Annotated in this window: 9 protein-coding genes; 7 read left to right on the top strand and 2 right to left on the bottom strand. The window is 45.1% G+C overall.

The window, feature by feature from the left end; all coding sequences use genetic code 11:
- Positions 1 to 23 precede the first annotated feature (23 nt).
- On the top strand, positions 24 to 2,840 hold the full coding sequence (locus KTR07_RS04635; RefSeq protein ID WP_011108585.1) for a TonB-dependent receptor: 2,817 nt from the start codon (positions 24 to 26) through the stop codon (positions 2,838 to 2,840).
- Between the two features lie 167 nt (positions 2,841 to 3,007).
- Entirely contained in the window at positions 3,008 to 3,940 is a 933-nt protein-coding gene (locus KTR07_RS04630) for a metallophosphoesterase (RefSeq protein WP_008767295.1), read from the top strand.
- A gap of 156 nt (positions 3,941 to 4,096) precedes the next feature.
- Here the strand turns inward: KTR07_RS04630 and KTR07_RS04625 are convergent, their stop codons facing one another.
- Positions 4,097 to 5,947 carry a mechanosensitive ion channel family protein gene (locus KTR07_RS04625; protein WP_011108587.1) on the bottom strand — a complete coding sequence of 617 codons (1,851 nt, stop codon included), beginning with the start codon at positions 5,945 to 5,947 and terminating at the stop codon, positions 4,097 to 4,099.
- 126 nt (positions 5,948 to 6,073) lie between these two features.
- Between KTR07_RS04625 and KTR07_RS04620 the strand changes: the two genes are divergently transcribed.
- A complete protein-coding gene (locus KTR07_RS04620; RefSeq protein WP_117981451.1) occupies positions 6,074 to 7,060 on the top strand; it encodes a calcium/sodium antiporter in 987 nt (328 codons plus the stop codon).
- A gap of 81 nt (positions 7,061 to 7,141) precedes the next feature.
- Here the strand turns inward: KTR07_RS04620 and KTR07_RS04615 are convergent, their stop codons facing one another.
- Positions 7,142 to 8,710 carry a DUF4832 domain-containing protein gene (locus KTR07_RS04615; RefSeq protein WP_008767298.1) on the bottom strand — a complete coding sequence of 523 codons (1,569 nt, stop codon included), beginning with the start codon at positions 8,708 to 8,710 and terminating at the stop codon, positions 7,142 to 7,144.
- Positions 8,711 to 8,932: 222 nt separating this feature from the next.
- Between KTR07_RS04615 and KTR07_RS04610 the strand changes: the two genes are divergently transcribed.
- The 4 genes from KTR07_RS04610 (at position 8,933) to KTR07_RS04595 (ending at position 17,002) form a co-directional block, all read left to right on the top strand.
- Positions 8,933 to 10,180, top strand: coding sequence for a DUF2264 domain-containing protein (locus KTR07_RS04610; RefSeq protein ID WP_008767299.1), 1,248 nt, complete (start codon positions 8,933 to 8,935; stop codon positions 10,178 to 10,180).
- Between the two features lie 654 nt (positions 10,181 to 10,834).
- Positions 10,835 to 11,752, top strand: a complete 918-nt coding sequence (locus KTR07_RS04605; protein ID WP_217315212.1) for an alkaline phosphatase — start codon at positions 10,835 to 10,837, stop codon at positions 11,750 to 11,752.
- 519 nt (positions 11,753 to 12,271) lie between these two features.
- The gene (locus KTR07_RS04600; protein WP_008767301.1) at positions 12,272 to 15,337 is read left to right on the top strand and encodes a TonB-dependent receptor; all 3,066 of its coding nucleotides are present in this window, start codon (positions 12,272 to 12,274) and stop codon (positions 15,335 to 15,337) included.
- Positions 15,338 to 15,376: 39 nt separating this feature from the next.
- Entirely contained in the window at positions 15,377 to 17,002 is a 1,626-nt protein-coding gene (locus KTR07_RS04595; protein WP_008767302.1) for a RagB/SusD family nutrient uptake outer membrane protein, read from the top strand.
- Positions 17,003 to 17,033 lie beyond the last annotated feature (31 nt).

Raw genomic sequence — 17,033 nt, 5'->3', positions numbered from 1 at the left:
ATAATTAACGCACGCTAACATTTATGAAACGATTTCTCAGATTAGTCTCTTTGACTCTTTTAATCATGAGTACAAGCGGAAATACTTTTGCAGAGGAAAAAGTAAACGTAGCCCGACAGGGTACGATCCGCGGACGCATAGTAGACACTTCCAAGCAAATTCTTCCGGGAGCCTCCATCTACATCGAAAAACTACATACCGGAGTGACAAGTGATGTCAACGGTTATTATACATTCGCCAATCTCACACCGGGCACATACACCGTGAAAGTCAGCTACGTAGGCTACTCTCCCGTCGAAATGAAAATCACCATTCCGGCAGGAAAGACACTCGAAAAGGACGTCGTACTCAATGAAGGGCTCGAACTGCAGGAAGTAGTGGTAGGCGGCGCCTTCCAGGGACAACGCCGCGCCATCAACTCACAAAAGAACAACCTCGGAATCACCAATGTCGTTTCAGCCGATCAGGTCGGAAAGTTCCCCGATTCCAATATCGGCGACGCCCTCAAACGTATCAACGGTATTAATGTACAATACGACCAGGGGGAAGCCCGCTTCGGACAAGTCCGCGGTACTTCCGCCGACCTCAGTTCCGTGACCATCAACGGCAACCGCCTCCCTTCTGCCGAAGGCGATACCCGTAATGTCCAGCTCGACCTCATCCCCGCCGACATGGTGCAGACAATCGAAGTGAACAAAGTCGTTACCTCGGATATGGACGGAGATGCCATCGGCGGCTCCATCAATCTGGTGACGAAAAGCACTCCTTACAAACGGATGTTCAGCGCCACAGCAGGAACCGGCTACAACTGGATCAGCCAGAAAGCACAGCTGAACTTAGGATTTACCTACGGCGACCGTTTCTTCAATGACAAACTGGGAATGATGGCCGCCATCTCTTATCAGAACGCTCCGTCAGGATCGGACGATGTGGAGTTTGAATATGACGTCAACAAAAAAGGCGAGGTAGTCATGGTGGAAGCACAGAAACGCCAGTACTACGTGACCCGCGAACGCCAAAGCTACTCCCTGGCTTTCGACTACGACATCAACCCGAACCACCGGCTGACGCTGCAAGGTATCTACAACCGTCGCCACGACTGGGAAAACCGCTACCGCGTCACCTATAAGGATTTGGATAAGACAGGACTAGACGACGAAGGAGATATGCAGCAATCCGCCCAGATCGAGACAAAAGGAGGAACACCCGACAACAGAAATGCCCGTCTGGAATTACAACAGACAATGGACCTCAGTCTGAGCGGTGAACATCAGTTCGGCAAACTATCCGTCAACTGGGGAGCTTCCTACGCCCGTGCCAGCGAAGACCGTCCGAACGAAAGATACTTCAGCCTGAAACAGGACTTCCTCGGCTTTACCGTCGTAGATGCCGGCGACCGTTTCCCTTACGTGACTACGGACGTCAGCCTGCACAACGGAGAAGCGGACGGCGAAAGAGGCAAATGGAAAGTGAAGGAACTGACCGAAAGCAACCAGGAAATCTACGAAAAAGACCTGAAGTTCAAAGTCGACTTCGAACTTCCGCTGACAAACGGCATCTATGGCAACAGCCTGCGGTTCGGAGCAAAGTACGCCTCCAAGACCAAAGACCGCAACACCCTCTGCTATGATTACGCAGATACGTACAAAGACACCTTCGACAAGGATTACATGAACAACCTCACCAGCCAGATTCGTGACGGATATATGCCGGGAGACCAATATAAGCCGACCGATTTCGTATCCAAAGAATACCTGGGCTCACTCGACCTCAGCAGTATGGAAGGCGAACAGGTGCTCGAAGAATCATCCGGCAACTACCACGCCCGTGAGAACGTAACTTCCGCCTTCTTCCGCTTCGACCAGAACTTGGGAAAGAAGATAAAAATGATGGCAGGCTTACGCATGGAAGCCACCCACATCAAATACAACGGCTGGAACTGGAACGTAGCCGACGACAAAGACGAGACAGAAACCCTCGAACCTACCGGAAACCATAAGAACAGCTATGTCAACTGGCTCCCCAGCCTCTTGTTCAAATACGATGTGAACGACGACTTAAAGCTCCGCGCTTCGTTCACCGAGACACTGAGCCGCCCGAAATACTCCGCATTGATCCCCTGTGTCAACATCAACCGCAGCGACAACGAACTGGTGATGGGTAACTCCGACCTGACCCCGACCATCTCCTACAATCTCGACCTCAGCGCAGACTACTACTTCAAAAGTGTCGGTCTGATCAGCGCAGGTATCTTCTACAAGAAGATCAATGACTTTATCGTCGATCAGGTCATCGGTGACTACACCTATCAGAACAACGAATACAAGAAGTTCACCCAGCCCAAAAACGCCGGCGACGCCGACCTGCTGGGCGTAGAACTGGCCTATCAACGCGACTTCGGCTTCATTGCTCCCGCACTGAAATGTATCGGTTTCTATGGTACGTACACCTACACCCACACCCAAGTGAACAACTTCAACTTCGAAGGTCGTGAGAACGAGAAAGACCTGTCCCTGCCGGGATCACCCGAACATACAGCCAATGCTTCCCTTTACTTCGAAAAGAAAGGTTTCAACGTACGTTTCTCCTACAACTACGCTTCGAGCTTCATCGACGAAATGGGAGAAGTGGCAGCTCTCGACCGTTACTATGACGCAGTGAGCTACATGGACCTGAACGCCAGCTACACCTTCGGCAAGAAGATAAAGACCACGTTCTATGCAGACGCCACCAACCTGCTGAACCAGCCTCTTCGTTACTATCAGGGAACCAAAGACCGCACCATGCAGGCGGAGTACTACGGTGTAAAGATTAATGCCGGCGTAAAAGTTAACTTCTGACAGCACGCAAAGCGAAAACCTCCGTTCCTAAGAATGGAACGCCCCGTTGGTTTTAAAGGAACGGGGTCTTGGTTTTAAACCAACGCCTCGTTCCTTTAAAACCAAAAGAACAGAGAATTTCAGTCTTTCATTAACGACAATTATAAACAACTAATAATCAATATAATATGAAGATAAAAAGCTTATTCATTCTTCTTTTCCTTTCCGTCTTTACATTCGCCCACGCACAGCTCACGGATTATTCCATCTTTGACAAGAAGTTTAACTTCTATGTAGCCAATGATTTAGGTCGCAACGGCTACTATGACCAAAAGCCAATCGCCGAACTGATGGGCACAATGGGCGAAGAGATAGGTCCCGAATTTGTATTAGCCACCGGAGACGTTCACCACTTCGACGGAGTGCGTAGCGTGAACGACCCTTTGTGGATGACCAACTACGAGCTTATCTACTCCCACCCCGAACTGATGATCGACTGGTTCTCCATCTTAGGCAACCACGAATACCGTGGAAGCACTCAGGCAGTACTGGACTATACGAACATCAGCCGCCGCTGGTCGATGCCCGACCGTTACTACACCAAGGTATTCGAAGAAAAAGGAGCTACTATCCGCATCGTCTGGATAGACACCACTCCGCTGATTGATAAATACCGCAATGAAAGCGATAAATATCCGGATGCCTGCAAGCAGGACATCAGCAAACAGCTGTCATGGCTGGAATCTGTACTGGCAAGTGCCAAGGAGGACTGGATCATCGTAGCCGGCCATCACCCCATCTATGCCTACACCCCGAAAGAGGAAAGCGAGCGGCTTGATATGCAGAAACGCGTAGACAGCATCCTGCGCAAGCACAACGTAGATATGTACATCTGCGGTCATATCCACAACTTCCAGCATATCCGTGTACCGGGAAGCGACATTGACTATGTAGTCAACTCCGCCGCCTCTCTCGCACGCAAGGTAGAACCCATCGAAGGTACAAAATTCTGTAGCCCCGAACCGGGTTTCTCCGTTTGCTCTATCGACAAGAAGGAGCTTAACCTGCGTATGATAGATAAAAAAGGAAATGTACTTTATACAGTAACCCGAAAAAAATAAGTTCTCTATTAAAGAAAGAAATTCTACTCTCAGAAAAAACACACACGACAAAGGGCGTCTCCTTCGCGATGAAGGGGGCGCCCTGATTTATTATAGTACTCCTTTGCCCCGACAGATGCAAAGAAAATCACAAGTTCATTAAGTAACGAGCTTATATTATTCTGATTTGTTACTCTGACTAGCAGTATCCGCAGTGTTACTCTTGCTTAGATCATTCTTGGGAGTCGTCGTTGCGTTCCCATCACGGACAGCCATGTAATGCGGAGACATAATCTCAATTCCCGCTTCATTAAACTTATCCTGAATAGTCTGATGCAAATCAGAATAAATCTGAGACATCTTATGCGCCTCCTTGATATAAGCATTGATCTGATACACCGGATACCAGTCGCTCAACGAAGTTTCCAGCACGAACGGGCGCGGGTCATCCACTACTCCGGGCGTATTCAACGCAGCATCAATCAGTATCTGATTGACCTGGCGCCAGGGGACATCATAACCGATGGATACCTCCGAATGGATAATCAAGCCATACTCCCGTGCCGATGTACTATAATTCACGGTATGTGAAGACATGATAAAAGAGTTGGGCACCGTCACCACCTCATTTTTCGGAGTGCGGATACGGGTGACAAGCGGCGTCTTCTCTATGATATCGCCGGTGGTATCGTTCAGTTTAATCCGGTCGCCCATCTTGAACGGGCGCATATAGGTAATCACCAGCCCGGCAATAATATTTCCGATAACGGTACTTGATCCAAGAGAGACAATCAATCCGACAAAGACCGAAATCCCTTGGAATACCCCAGAATCAGAACCCGGCAGATAAGGGTAAATCATCGCGATCATAAATGCGTAGAGCAGGAACCGGACGATGTGGAAGGTCGGCATGGCCCAATCCGGGTAAAAACCGTTGAATTTAAGACGCCCCGCTTCTATCTCACGAGCCAGATAAAGCACCATACGTACCAGATACTTCACCGCATACCAGATAACAACAATTGTAAACAGATTGGGGACATAGTCTATTATATCCACAAAGATTTTCCGAATCGGATTCCAGATATAACCCAGCAAGCGGTATGCCAGTCCTTCGGTCTGCGGGAAGATGATAAAAATCAAAGGGACAGTAATCAACAGTTGTATCCCCATAAGGATATAACGTCCGATGCCTGCCAAAAAGACTAACAGATTGGCTTGTTTTTGAGCATCCAGCAACTCATATCCCTGGATAGACACAGGCTTTATCTTTGTATCTTTCAGACGCAGGATACGTACTTTCAGTTTGCGAAATGCCCAGTTGGTCAGACGGAAAAGGAGATACTGACCGACAATCACCAACAGAAAATAAAGGATACGCTTCGCCATTCGCCAAATGCTGTGCTCCGCTTTCATCTCATGCAGTTTGGTGATTACATTCTGCCGCCTCTCTTTGGCAAGGGAGTCACGGGAGACTCCTTCCCACAAAGCATCCTGATCTGTAAGAGATAACAATACTTTATTGCCATACATCAGGTCGGAAACAATATCCGAATGGTCGATGGAAACGGAATCGGGACGGAGATTAAAACGCTTTCCTATCTCTTCGATAGCGGCACCGGTCATCTGTGCCCGTTGCTGGGGAGTGTATCCGCCCCGTTTTGTAAAAAGATAAAACAGGGTATCCCCTTCGGCAACTACCGGTATTCCTTTCGTGAATTGACGCAGTGAGTCGATACGCTGCCGTTGCTGGGAGAATTTCACCGAATCGGCGGACAGCATCTGAAGCCTCATCTGCTCCATCTCCATACGCATATTGGCTTCATTGAGCCGCGCTTCTTCCAATGATTTCTGCAGATTTGCCACACGGGCAGAATCAGAATCCCGATGCAAAGAGACTGGATGCGTTGCTACTGTATCTCCGGCGAAAATCTTCTTGACTGCCTGCTCCAGTTGCGCCTGTACATTGACTGCAAGGGAAGCCATTATGAGCAGCAATGCAAACCGTTTTATTTTTTTCATATCCATATAGAATGATTCCAAGTTAGGTGAATTAACTTTAATTTCACTTTTTAATAAACATGGCAAACATACGGATTGTTTTTGACATAACAATTCCCTAAATGATTATCTTTGCCCCAAAAGAGAAAAATTATGAATATACTATTACTTATCGGAGGATTAATTCTCATTTTACTAGGAGCTAACGGACTGACAGACGGTGCCGCTTCCGTAGCCAAACGTTTCCGCATACCTTCCATCGTTATCGGACTGACCATTGTCGCTTTCGGCACGTCCGCTCCGGAACTGACGGTGAGTGTCGCTTCAGCCCTGAAAGGAAGCGCGGACATTGCCATAGGTAATGTAGTAGGAAGTAACATATTCAATACGCTGATGATCGTGGGATGTACGGCACTGTTCGCTCCGATTATCATCACCCGGAACACTTTACGAAAAGAGATACCGCTCTGTATCCTTTCGTCTGTGGTATTGCTGATATGCGCCAATGACATATTCCTCGATAATGCCACAGAAAATATACTGAACAGAGTAGACGGTCTGCTTTTACTCTGCTTCTTCGCCATCTTCATGGGGTATACGTTTGCCATCGCTTTCCCAAAATCTTCCGCTGCACCGGAACCGGCAGCACCGGAACACACGGCACCGGAAGAAGAGATCAAGCTGCTTTCGTGGTGGAAATCCATTCTCTATATCATTGGCGGACTGGCGGCACTCATCTATGGAGGTCAGCTGTTCGTCAACGGAGCTACAGAGATTGCCCGCAGCATGGGAGTCAGCGAATCCATTATCGGATTAACGCTGGTAGCCGGAGGAACTTCCCTGCCGGAGCTTGCCACTTCCATCGTCGCCGCACTGAAAAAGAATCCGGAAATGGCTATCGGAAATGTAATCGGCAGTAATCTCTTCAATATCTTCTTTGTATTGGGGTGCAGCGCCAGTATCACTCCCCTCCATCTTAGCGGAATTACAAACTTCGACCTGTTCACACTGGTAGGTTCCAGCATTCTGCTCTGGCTGTTCGGGCTGTTCTTTGCCAAGCGGACCATTACACGGATAGAAGGAAGCATTATGATACTTTGCTATGTAGCGTATACGGTGGTACTGATTTATAATTCTTAATAAAGTAATCCATACCCAACAATAAAAGGCTACCGGTAATCATACCCGAAGCCTTTCACTTTTATCATAGAAACAAATCATTTATTCCACTTCAACCGCAGTCAATACATTCACGCCATACTTTCCATCCTTAGAAATCCACCAGTCCGTATCCCCATTGGCACAATGGATGGCATAACGAGGATTATATCTGAGTCTGTCCGATCCGTCCGGTATCCACAGACCTAACTTATAAGTTCCGGCAGTCACCGAGGCAGGGAGTTCAAGAGATACATCCACTGTATGCATCAGCGAAGTATAAGCAGAATCCTTTGGTTCGAACGGTTGCCAGTTCTTTGGATTGGCATCGGTCGGAAATTCCGTAACCTCTCCTGCATCATCAATCAATACAAAATAAACAGGATGTTCACCAAATACGGTGGCAAAACCTCTGTTCTTCAAGCTCAGTTTCAAGACGTTCTCCTTTCCACTCACGAATTTGGAGGGAAGCTGAAGTGATTGCAGCTCAATCCGGTAACCCAGATGATCACGTATATAATCGAACATATTGCGTTTTACCTTCGTTCCGTCTTTCTTCCGGAAGTAACTGTCGGACACCGGCATATGATGCTGGAGAAGGGAGTCTTCCGTTATCATCGTTTTCTTCCAGACCACCATGGAATATTCGGGCGGATTATTCTCGTCAAACCGGTTGTTGGGATGTTGCTCCTTATAATTATGTATGATACTTAGCGAAGTATAATGCTGGAGGAATAAACGTCTCGCCGCCTGCATACCGTCAATAATCCATCCGGCAGAAGGACTGTCCGGATCAGCGCCCACGCTCCAGAATCCCCAGGGCAGTTCACCGTCTACTACGAGGTAAGGAGATTCCGCCACTATCTGATCGAACTTCGGTGTCCCTTCGTGCATATCGGCATCCCATCTGTCGGGGCGTATGACAATGAAGTCATCATGGAAAGAAAGTCTCTTATAAAGTTCCGGTTTATCTTTCAGCAGGTTCTTAAATTCCGGGAGTCTGACTTGTACATTTCTCTCCGCAGGAACCACAGAAAGCAGTTTTTCCAATACGGCAGCCTTTGTTTCTTCCGAGTTTTCCAGTCCCTGAACCGAACTGTGCCATTCGCCCCACGCGCCAATCATTCCGGCTTGTACGACCAGAATCAAGTCTTTATTTTTCTCCAGGAAAGGTTTTAATTGATCCAAGTGCGCCAGTATCTGTTCGCCGGTAGGACCGACAGGCGACCGTCCCATAAAGTCGCGTTCGTAGGCAAAGCGCAGTACGGCCTTTTTTCCTTGCTTTTGCAGTTCATCAAAATATGCCTGCATGGTCCGGAAGTTTTCTTCAGACAGCTCTTTACCTATTAAATAAGTCAGATAAAAGTAGCTCTGTGAGAGTGAAACACTATCTGCTACATACTTAGCAGACAATTCATTCAGTTCTTCGGTAGGAGTGTCTTTTTCGTGCAGCACATCCACCGCGGTTTCCAGCCGGAATCCCCTGCCCGGGTTATATAATCCATTTTCTCCCTGCGGGTCATCTACACAGATTCCACGAAACTCCAGCGTCCGTTGACTATGACCGCATCCGCTTGCCAATAAAGCAAAGAGTGCAACTATCATGCTGCTACCTATCCAATTCCTTTTCATAGTAATAATTTTGTTTACCGGACAAATGTATGACAAATCCGGTGACAAGCATTATTTACCGGTCATTTTGTATAAGAAAGTATCAGCATCTGATAAATAACGCAAAAGTATTAGTTAATGCTAAAATTGTATTTGCCCTGCTGTCGGAATAATTCTACCTTTGCCATACGCTTCAGCTATGCCTCCATAGCCGTAGATTTAATCTTAAAAATAAGGCAATACATGAAAAGACTTCATTGGATCTTACTATTAATGATTCTGCTGATCCCGACAGAAAGTATCAGTGCCAAAAAGAAAACAGAGAAAAGTGACAGAGAAATCTGGTGCGACGTAATGTACCGGATGGCTGCTCCTGTATTAAGCAACATGAGCGAAGGTCTGCTGAAACAGAATATGCTCGTAGAATTAAGTCCGACATGGGACGGGCGCAATCAGAACGTCACTTATATGGAATGCTTCGGTCGTCTAATGGCGGGACTGGCACCGTGGCTGTCATTGCCCGACGATGAAACTCCGGAAGGACTCCAACGCAAACAACTGCGGGAATGGGCATTGAAAAGCTATGCTAACGCGGTAGATCCCGCTTCCCCCGATTATCTGTTATGGCGTCAGGAGAATCAGACCTTGGTGGATGCCGCCTTCCTGGCAGAAAGTTTCCTGAGAAGTTATGATGCCTTATGGATGCCATTGGACAGCATCACCAAGCAGCGGTATATCGCCGAATTTACGGATCTCAGACGGGTCGATCCTTCCTATAGCAACTGGCTGTTGTTCAGCGCCACCGTCGAGTCCTTCCTTCGGAAAGCTGGTGCGCCCAGTGACACTTACCGCATCAGTTCCTCTCTGCGCAAGATAGAAGAATGGTATGTAGGTGACGGCTGGTATTCGGACGGACCTCGTTTCGCATTCGATTATTACAATAGCTTCGTCATACATCCTATGTATATAGAAGCACTGGAGATAATCACCGAAGCCGGCAAACGTGAGAAGATAGGAAATATGCCCGGCTGCAACTTCCATGAAGCGATCAGACGTGCCCAACGATTCGGAGTAATCCTCGAACGCCTCATCTCTCCGGAAGGTACGCTACCTGTTTTCGGACGTTCTATCACTTACCGTACCGGCTCTTTGCAGACATTAGCGCTGCTTGCGTGGCGCAACTGGCTTCCCGAAGAATTATCAAACGGACAGGTACGCGCAGCCATGACGGCTGTCATCCAACGTATGTTCGGAGACGGCCGCAACTTCAATACAGCAGGCTTTCTGACACTGGGATTCAACGGTTCCCAGCCCGGTATCTCCGATTATTACACTAATAACGGCAGCTTGTATATGGCATCGCTTGCTTTCCTCCCGCTAGGTCTGTCTGCCGATGATCCCTTTTGGACGGATGCTTCACAATCCTGGACTTCGAAAAAAGCATGGGAAGGAGAAGAGTTTCCGAAAGATCATTCTTATCATAAAGAATAAGTGAGAATCAGCGTCTTATAATAGTTTCCAGTCGCACTGGAAACTATTGTCCATTCACACCGGAAACTGTTTTATCACAGCCAGCTCTTGACTTTTCCTTTTTTATTTTGTATCTTTGAAGGTAGTAAAAAGAAGAAAAGCAATATGAAACGTATAAAATATAAGACATAACAGCAGTCAATAAGGCATCTGTTTCCATCTATAAAGGAATGGAAAAGGGAGAAAATCAGCACTGATTTTCTCCCTTTTTGTTTATATAATTCCAAGGTTACTCAGAAATTTCCCAAAAATAGTTTTTAATAAACTTGGATACCGTTTATAATAAACCCTTCAACTATTTATTAAAAACGCTCAAACGGTTTATTATAAAACTGTAAGGATATTATTGTAGCCAAGCCGAAAGGATATTCATATTTGAGCAGAAGAATCATTAAAACGGTCAATATTATAGACAAATAGTCAACGACAGAATTTGACAGCCAAAGAAACAACGCCAAGCAAAAGACAAAATTTTAAAAGAAATACCATAAAAGTATTAGTATCTGCTAATATTATATTTGTCTCCCCCTTAAAATAGTCTTACCTTTGCTCATCATTAGTTATGGCCTTTGATTCAATAACGAATAAAACATTAACCATATAAATAAAAGTATCATGAATAAACAAACCTTTTTAACACTACTTGCTACATTCGCACTCCTCTTCAGTTTCACTTTCTCCTGCCATGCCAAAGGAAAAGACAAAGCTAAACACGTTGTTTTCATCGGTTTGGACGGCTGGGGAGCCTACAGCCTTCCCAAAGCAGATATGCCAAACGTAAAGAAACTGATGGAGGACGGAGCTTACACACTGAAAAAGCGTTCTGCCCTCCCCTCTTCCAGCGCCATCAACTGGGCATCCATGTTTATGGGAGCCGGACCGGAACTTCACGGATACACCGAATGGGGATCTAAAACACCGGAACTTCCCTCACGCGTATTAAATAAGAATGGTATCTTCCCTACTGTTTTTCAATTACTGCGCGATGCCCGCCCGGAAGCGGAAATCGGTTGCCTGTATGAATGGGAAGGAATTAAATATTTAGTAGATACGCTGTCTTTAAGTTATCACTATCATGTTGCCGACTGCAACAAGACTCCGAAAGAACTGGGCAATATGGCTTCTTCTTATATAAAGGAGAAACACCCCGCTCTTGTAGCCATCTGCTACGACGGTCCGGACCACACCGGACACACTGCCGGACACGACACACCGGAATATTACGAGAAACTTAAAGAACTGGATATGTATGTCGGCCAAATCGTTCAGGCGGTAAAAGACGCAGGAATGCTGGATGATACCATTTTCATATTAACTTCCGATCACGGAGGTATCGATAAAGGTCATGGCGGAAAAACCATGCAAGAAATGGAAACTGCTTTCATCATATCCGGCAAGAATATTAAGAAAGGACTCCGGTTTGACGATGTAAGCATGATGCAATACGATGTGGCGTCCACCATCGCCCGCATCTTTCATTTAGAACAACCACAAGTTTGGATAGGTAAACCCATGGAGATTGTTTTCAAATAATCATTTAGGATGATTAACAGGAAGGGAAAAGGAGAAGCTAAAATAACTGGCTTCTCCTTTTTTATTTATCTATCCACGCTCATAAGATAGGAGATTATAAATACTATTTCTTATAAGTAACAAAATGAGCAGTCATAATAGTTTTATTTCCTATAAGTAATAGAAATCACACCTCCACAGCTGTTAATTACCGAATAATACTTGCATCAACATACATATCCTTATACCTTTGTCCCCCGGTAACACAACATAATATAACTTCAATCATAAAATGTACTCTTTTGACATTCTTAATAAGCAATCCAACTGATTAAAGCAGCATTCAAACACTCTGATAGGACATCTTATCTTTTGTTTATTCAAATTAAAATACAATACGATAGAATTGTATTAGTAAATGATAAAATACTACTTGTCTGACGGAGCATTATCGCCTACTTTTGCATCATCAGTTATTGGTTGAAGTTTCCATGGATCAATCAACAATTGAATAGAGTTTATAATCTAATACAATAAATTATGAGAAGAAAAATTTATTTTCTACTATTCTTTTTTCTTTGCCTGACTAGCATTCCACTGGCAGCCCAGGATATTGAAATAAAAGGAATGGTAACAGAAGCTACAACAAATGAACCCTTACCAGGAGTCACAGTCAGAGTGAAAGGTAAAGACACCGGCACAGTAACAGACATGGATGGTAAATACTCCATCAAAGCGAATAAAGGGAATATACTGATATTCTCAACAATAGGTATGAAACAAATAGAAAAAGCTGTCACGTCCGGAACTCCAATCAATGTATCTATGGAAGAAGATAATATCGCTCTGGAACAAGTAGTAGTGATTGGTTATGGTACAGTGAAGAAGAGTCATCTTTCGGGGGCTGTAGGTTCGGTTAGTGCAAAAGAACTTAACGGTCAGGTTGCTTCTAACGCAGCCACAGCCTTACAAGGGAAAATACCCGGAGTATCAGTAGCCAGTTCCAGTGGTGATCCCAATGGAAGTATGACGATCAATGTTCGTGGTATCAGCTCTTTATCCAACAACAATCCACTTTATGTAGTAGACGGAGCATTTGGAGATATCAGTATGGTCGATCCTAACGATATTTCCTCTATCGAAGTTTTAAAAGATGCTGCTGCGGCAGCAATCTACGGTTCACGTGCAGCAGGTGGTGTTGTACTGATTACCACTAAAAGCGGTCGTAAAGACATGCCGACTAAATTAGATGTCAATTTCTTCACAGGAATCAGCCAGACTCCCAAAACACTGAAAGTTTTTAATGGAGAAGAATACAGCCGCTTCGCACGCTACTACAAATTAGCAGGCGACGGTTATGGTGCAGAAAACGGAGCTACCCCTTTCATTGGTGAAGGAACAGACTGGCAAGACGTGATGTTGCGCACAGCCATGACTTATAAAGCCAATGCTACCATCAGCGGCGGTTCCAAAAGCGGTTCTTACAGTTCATCTGTCAGCTACCTTAATAAAGAAGGTATACTGCGCAACACTGATCATGAATCTTACAATATCCGTTTGAAAAGCGATTATTCTTTCTTCGACAATCGCTTGACAATAGGTGAATCTATGATTGTAAATCTGACAAAAGGTAGTGGATACATTCATCAGGATACCATGTTCGATATCTTTCAGTTCCCGTCAGTAGTACCGGTATACGATCCTACAAACGCAGGGGGCTGGGGTACTTCCAATGACATCAATTTACCGAATCCATTGGCTGAAATGACAGTCAACGACGAACGGACAGAAACAACCAAGATTTTCCTCAATGCCTATTTACAGGCTGAAATCATCAAAGGACTAAAGTACAAACTCAATGTAGGTATCAGAAAAGAGCATACTAAGTGGCGTTATTACAAGGATGTATACGATTTAGGAACATTCGGTAAAAACGACAAGCCCGACCTTGAAGAAAAATCGTCAACATGGGAATCATGGGTATTAGAAAACACCCTGAATTATGACCGTACATTCGGCAAACACAATTTGTCACTCCTTGCCGGATACTCTGCCCAGAAAGACAAAAGTTACAGCCTTTATGGTAAAAATGGAGATATGCCCCAGTTCATTGAAACAATGCCGGGCAATGTAGATCCTTCCAACCTGAAAGCATCCAGTTCGCTGAATGAACTTGCATTGGTATCTCTGTTCGGACGTGTCATGTATTCCTTTGACGACCGTTATTTATTCTCGGCATCTATTCGCCGTGACGGTTCTTCACGTTTCAGAAGTGGACATCAATATGGTGCATTCCCTTCTGCTTCTATTGGATGGAACATCAACCGCGAAAAATTCTTTAAACCTTTAGAGAATGTATTCGATCAGTTGAAGCTGCGTTTTAGTTATGGTAAACTCGGTAATCAGGAGATGACCAGCTACTATCCGACACAAAGTGTAGTATCGGACGGCATGAACTATGTGATGAATAATTCGCCTTGGTTTGGTTCTATGCCATATGTGCAGGCAATCTCACCCGCCAATTTAACATGGGAAAATACGGAGACCTATAACATCGGTTTAGATGTCAGTCTGCTAAACGGACGATTGACGCTTACTGCTGATGCTTACGTTAAGAATACAAATGATGTGCTATTACCTATTCCTTCTACCGCATCTACCGGTATCAGCGGAAACTCTATTCAGAATGCGGGACAAGTACGGAACAAAGGATTCGAACTTGCGGTCAACTATCGCGGTGCCATCAAGGAAAAGTTCAACTATTACATCGGTGCCAATATCGCAGCCGACAAGAATGAAGTGACCAAAATAACATTAGGCGGACAAAACCTGATGATCTCCGGATACAGCGCACACGGTGCCGGTGGTCGCGGTATCAATATGTTTGCAGAAGGGCACCCGATGTCATATTTCAACCTGATCGAAACAGACGGATTATTCCGCTCGGCAGAAGAGATCGCTAATTATAAAAACAAAGACGGTGAACTCATCCAGCCCGCTGCACAAGTTGGTGATGTCCGCTACAAAGACTGGAACGGTGACGGCAAAATAAACACAGATGACCAGCATGACGTAGGAAGTCCGTTCCCCGATTTCACTTTTGGCATAAGACTCGGCGGCGAATGGAACAACTTCGACTTTAACCTTTTCTTTGACGGAATGGTAGGCAACAAGATATATAATTATCCCCGTTATCGCCTGGAATCAGGAAACTTCAACGGAAACATGAGTACCGTATTGGCCAATTCATGGAGACCGGACAATCAGAACACTGATATTCCTCGTTTCTCTAAGACTGACGGTGCAGACAACAAATGGGCATACACCGACAGATGGCTGGAAGACGGCTCGTACATACGTTTGAAAACATTGGACATTGGCTATACATTACCCAAAGTTCTGACAAAGAAAATCAAACTTGAAAACGTAAGAATATACACTTCAATGGAGAACCTGTTCACATTGACCAAATATTCCGGCTATACCCCCGACCTGGGTGAAAGTTCTGTCGCAGGTGTTGCTTACAATGTATTCTCAAGAGGTATCGACCAGGGACGCTATCCATTGCCCCGTACTATTTCTTTCGGAATACAAGTCAACCTGTAATACCTTAAATTAATATTAAACATTAAACAGTTTATGAACATGAAAAGAAATTGGTTATCATATATGTGCATGGCAGCTCTTTTTTCCGGAGCGCTGACATCGTGCAACGAATCCAGCTTTTTGAATCTGTCGGACCCCAATTACTTCACGGAAAGCAACTTCTGGAAAGATAAAGCAGATGCAGAAAGTGCTTTGGCAGCCGCCTATTCTCCGATAAAAGGAGCCATGTACGGATACTTCGGCGCATTTGACGGCTGGCTAAACTTAAACGGTCGTGGTGACGATATCTACACAATCAAAGGAGAAGAAGTTCCGATGTGGAATATTGCAAACTTCCTGAACTCGCCCTCTACCGGAAATGATCCTTACGGAGCGCTTTATTCAGGCATCCAGCGTGCCAACATCGTACTGCGGTATATTGATCAGATACCTGCATCAGGTATTACTGAAGAAGACCGCTCGATGATCAAAGGCGAAGCACTCTTTCTGCGTGGCTATCAATACTTCCTGTTAGTCAACAATTACAAAGAAGTGCCTTTGAGACTGATTCCATCCAACGAAGATGAAACCAATAAAGCCGCTGCTACAGAAGCTGCATTATGGGCACAAGTAGAAGAAGATCTGGATAACGCCATCAAATGCAACCTGCCAGTAGAACGCTCTACTGCCAAAGAACGCATAACTAAAGGTGCAGCTATTGCAATGCTGGGCAAAGTATATGCCACCCAACACAAATATCCGGAAGCCAAACAGCTATTAGGTACATTACTGAAAGCTCCTTATTCTTACGAATTGATGGACAACTTCGAAAAGAATTTCACAAATGAAGAAGAGTTCAATAAAGAATCCGTATTTGAACTGGCATACAGTCCGGACGGAGACTACTCCTGGAGCAATGAAAGCGGTATCTGTTTAGGTTGCTACATTCCTCAGTTTATCGGCCCGGTAAAATCCGGCGGATGGGCTAAATTAATGCCGAACTCCCTGATCGTAGGAGAGTTTACAAAAGAAACACGTCCGAGTGATGCAGATACCAAGTTTGACAAACGTATGTATGCCAGCCTCTTTTTTGATGCTGCCAACTATGGAGATAAAGTTCCTAACGAGAAATGGTATGGAAATAATTACTCCATGGATGATCTTTGGGAAGGCAATGAAGGAAAAATGGCAGGCGGAGCACCAAGTTTCAACGTCAATGGAACAGCAGGTAAATTCCTGATAAAGAAAAATACCGCATATTATGTGGATGACAAGGCACCGGACAACATGGGCAACAAAGAAGGAAGGTCCAGCAATTTGCGCGTAATGCGCTTTGCCGAGGTACTGTTGCTTTATGCTGAAGCATGCGCCAAAACCAATGATCCGGATGGTGCCAACTATGCTTTAAAGCAAATCCGCCAAAGAGCAGGACTTACGGAAAAGACTTTTGCACAAGCTGAATTAATGAATGAAATAGAACACCAATGCTTATTGGAGTTCTTTGCGGAAGGACATCGTTTTGACGATTTGAAACGTTGGTATTCGCCCAGCGAAATTCAGTTGATCTTCAAGGCGAATGGAAAACAAGGTGCGGAAAACTTCCAGGAAAAACACCTTTATTATCCTATACCGACAAGTGAACTAAACAATAATACTGCCATGGAACAAACCAGTTTATGGAAATAAAAAACCTAGCAAGATTAACTTAATAAAGAAA

Origin of the sequence: Bacteroides sp. MSK.20.82 (assembly GCF_019052485.1) — a bacterium.
GTDB classification, from domain to species: domain Bacteria; phylum Bacteroidota; class Bacteroidia; order Bacteroidales; family Bacteroidaceae; genus Bacteroides; species Bacteroides thetaiotaomicron.
The sequence above is the reverse complement of the archived record's forward strand: the minus strand, read 5'-3'. Positions and strand labels throughout refer to the sequence as shown.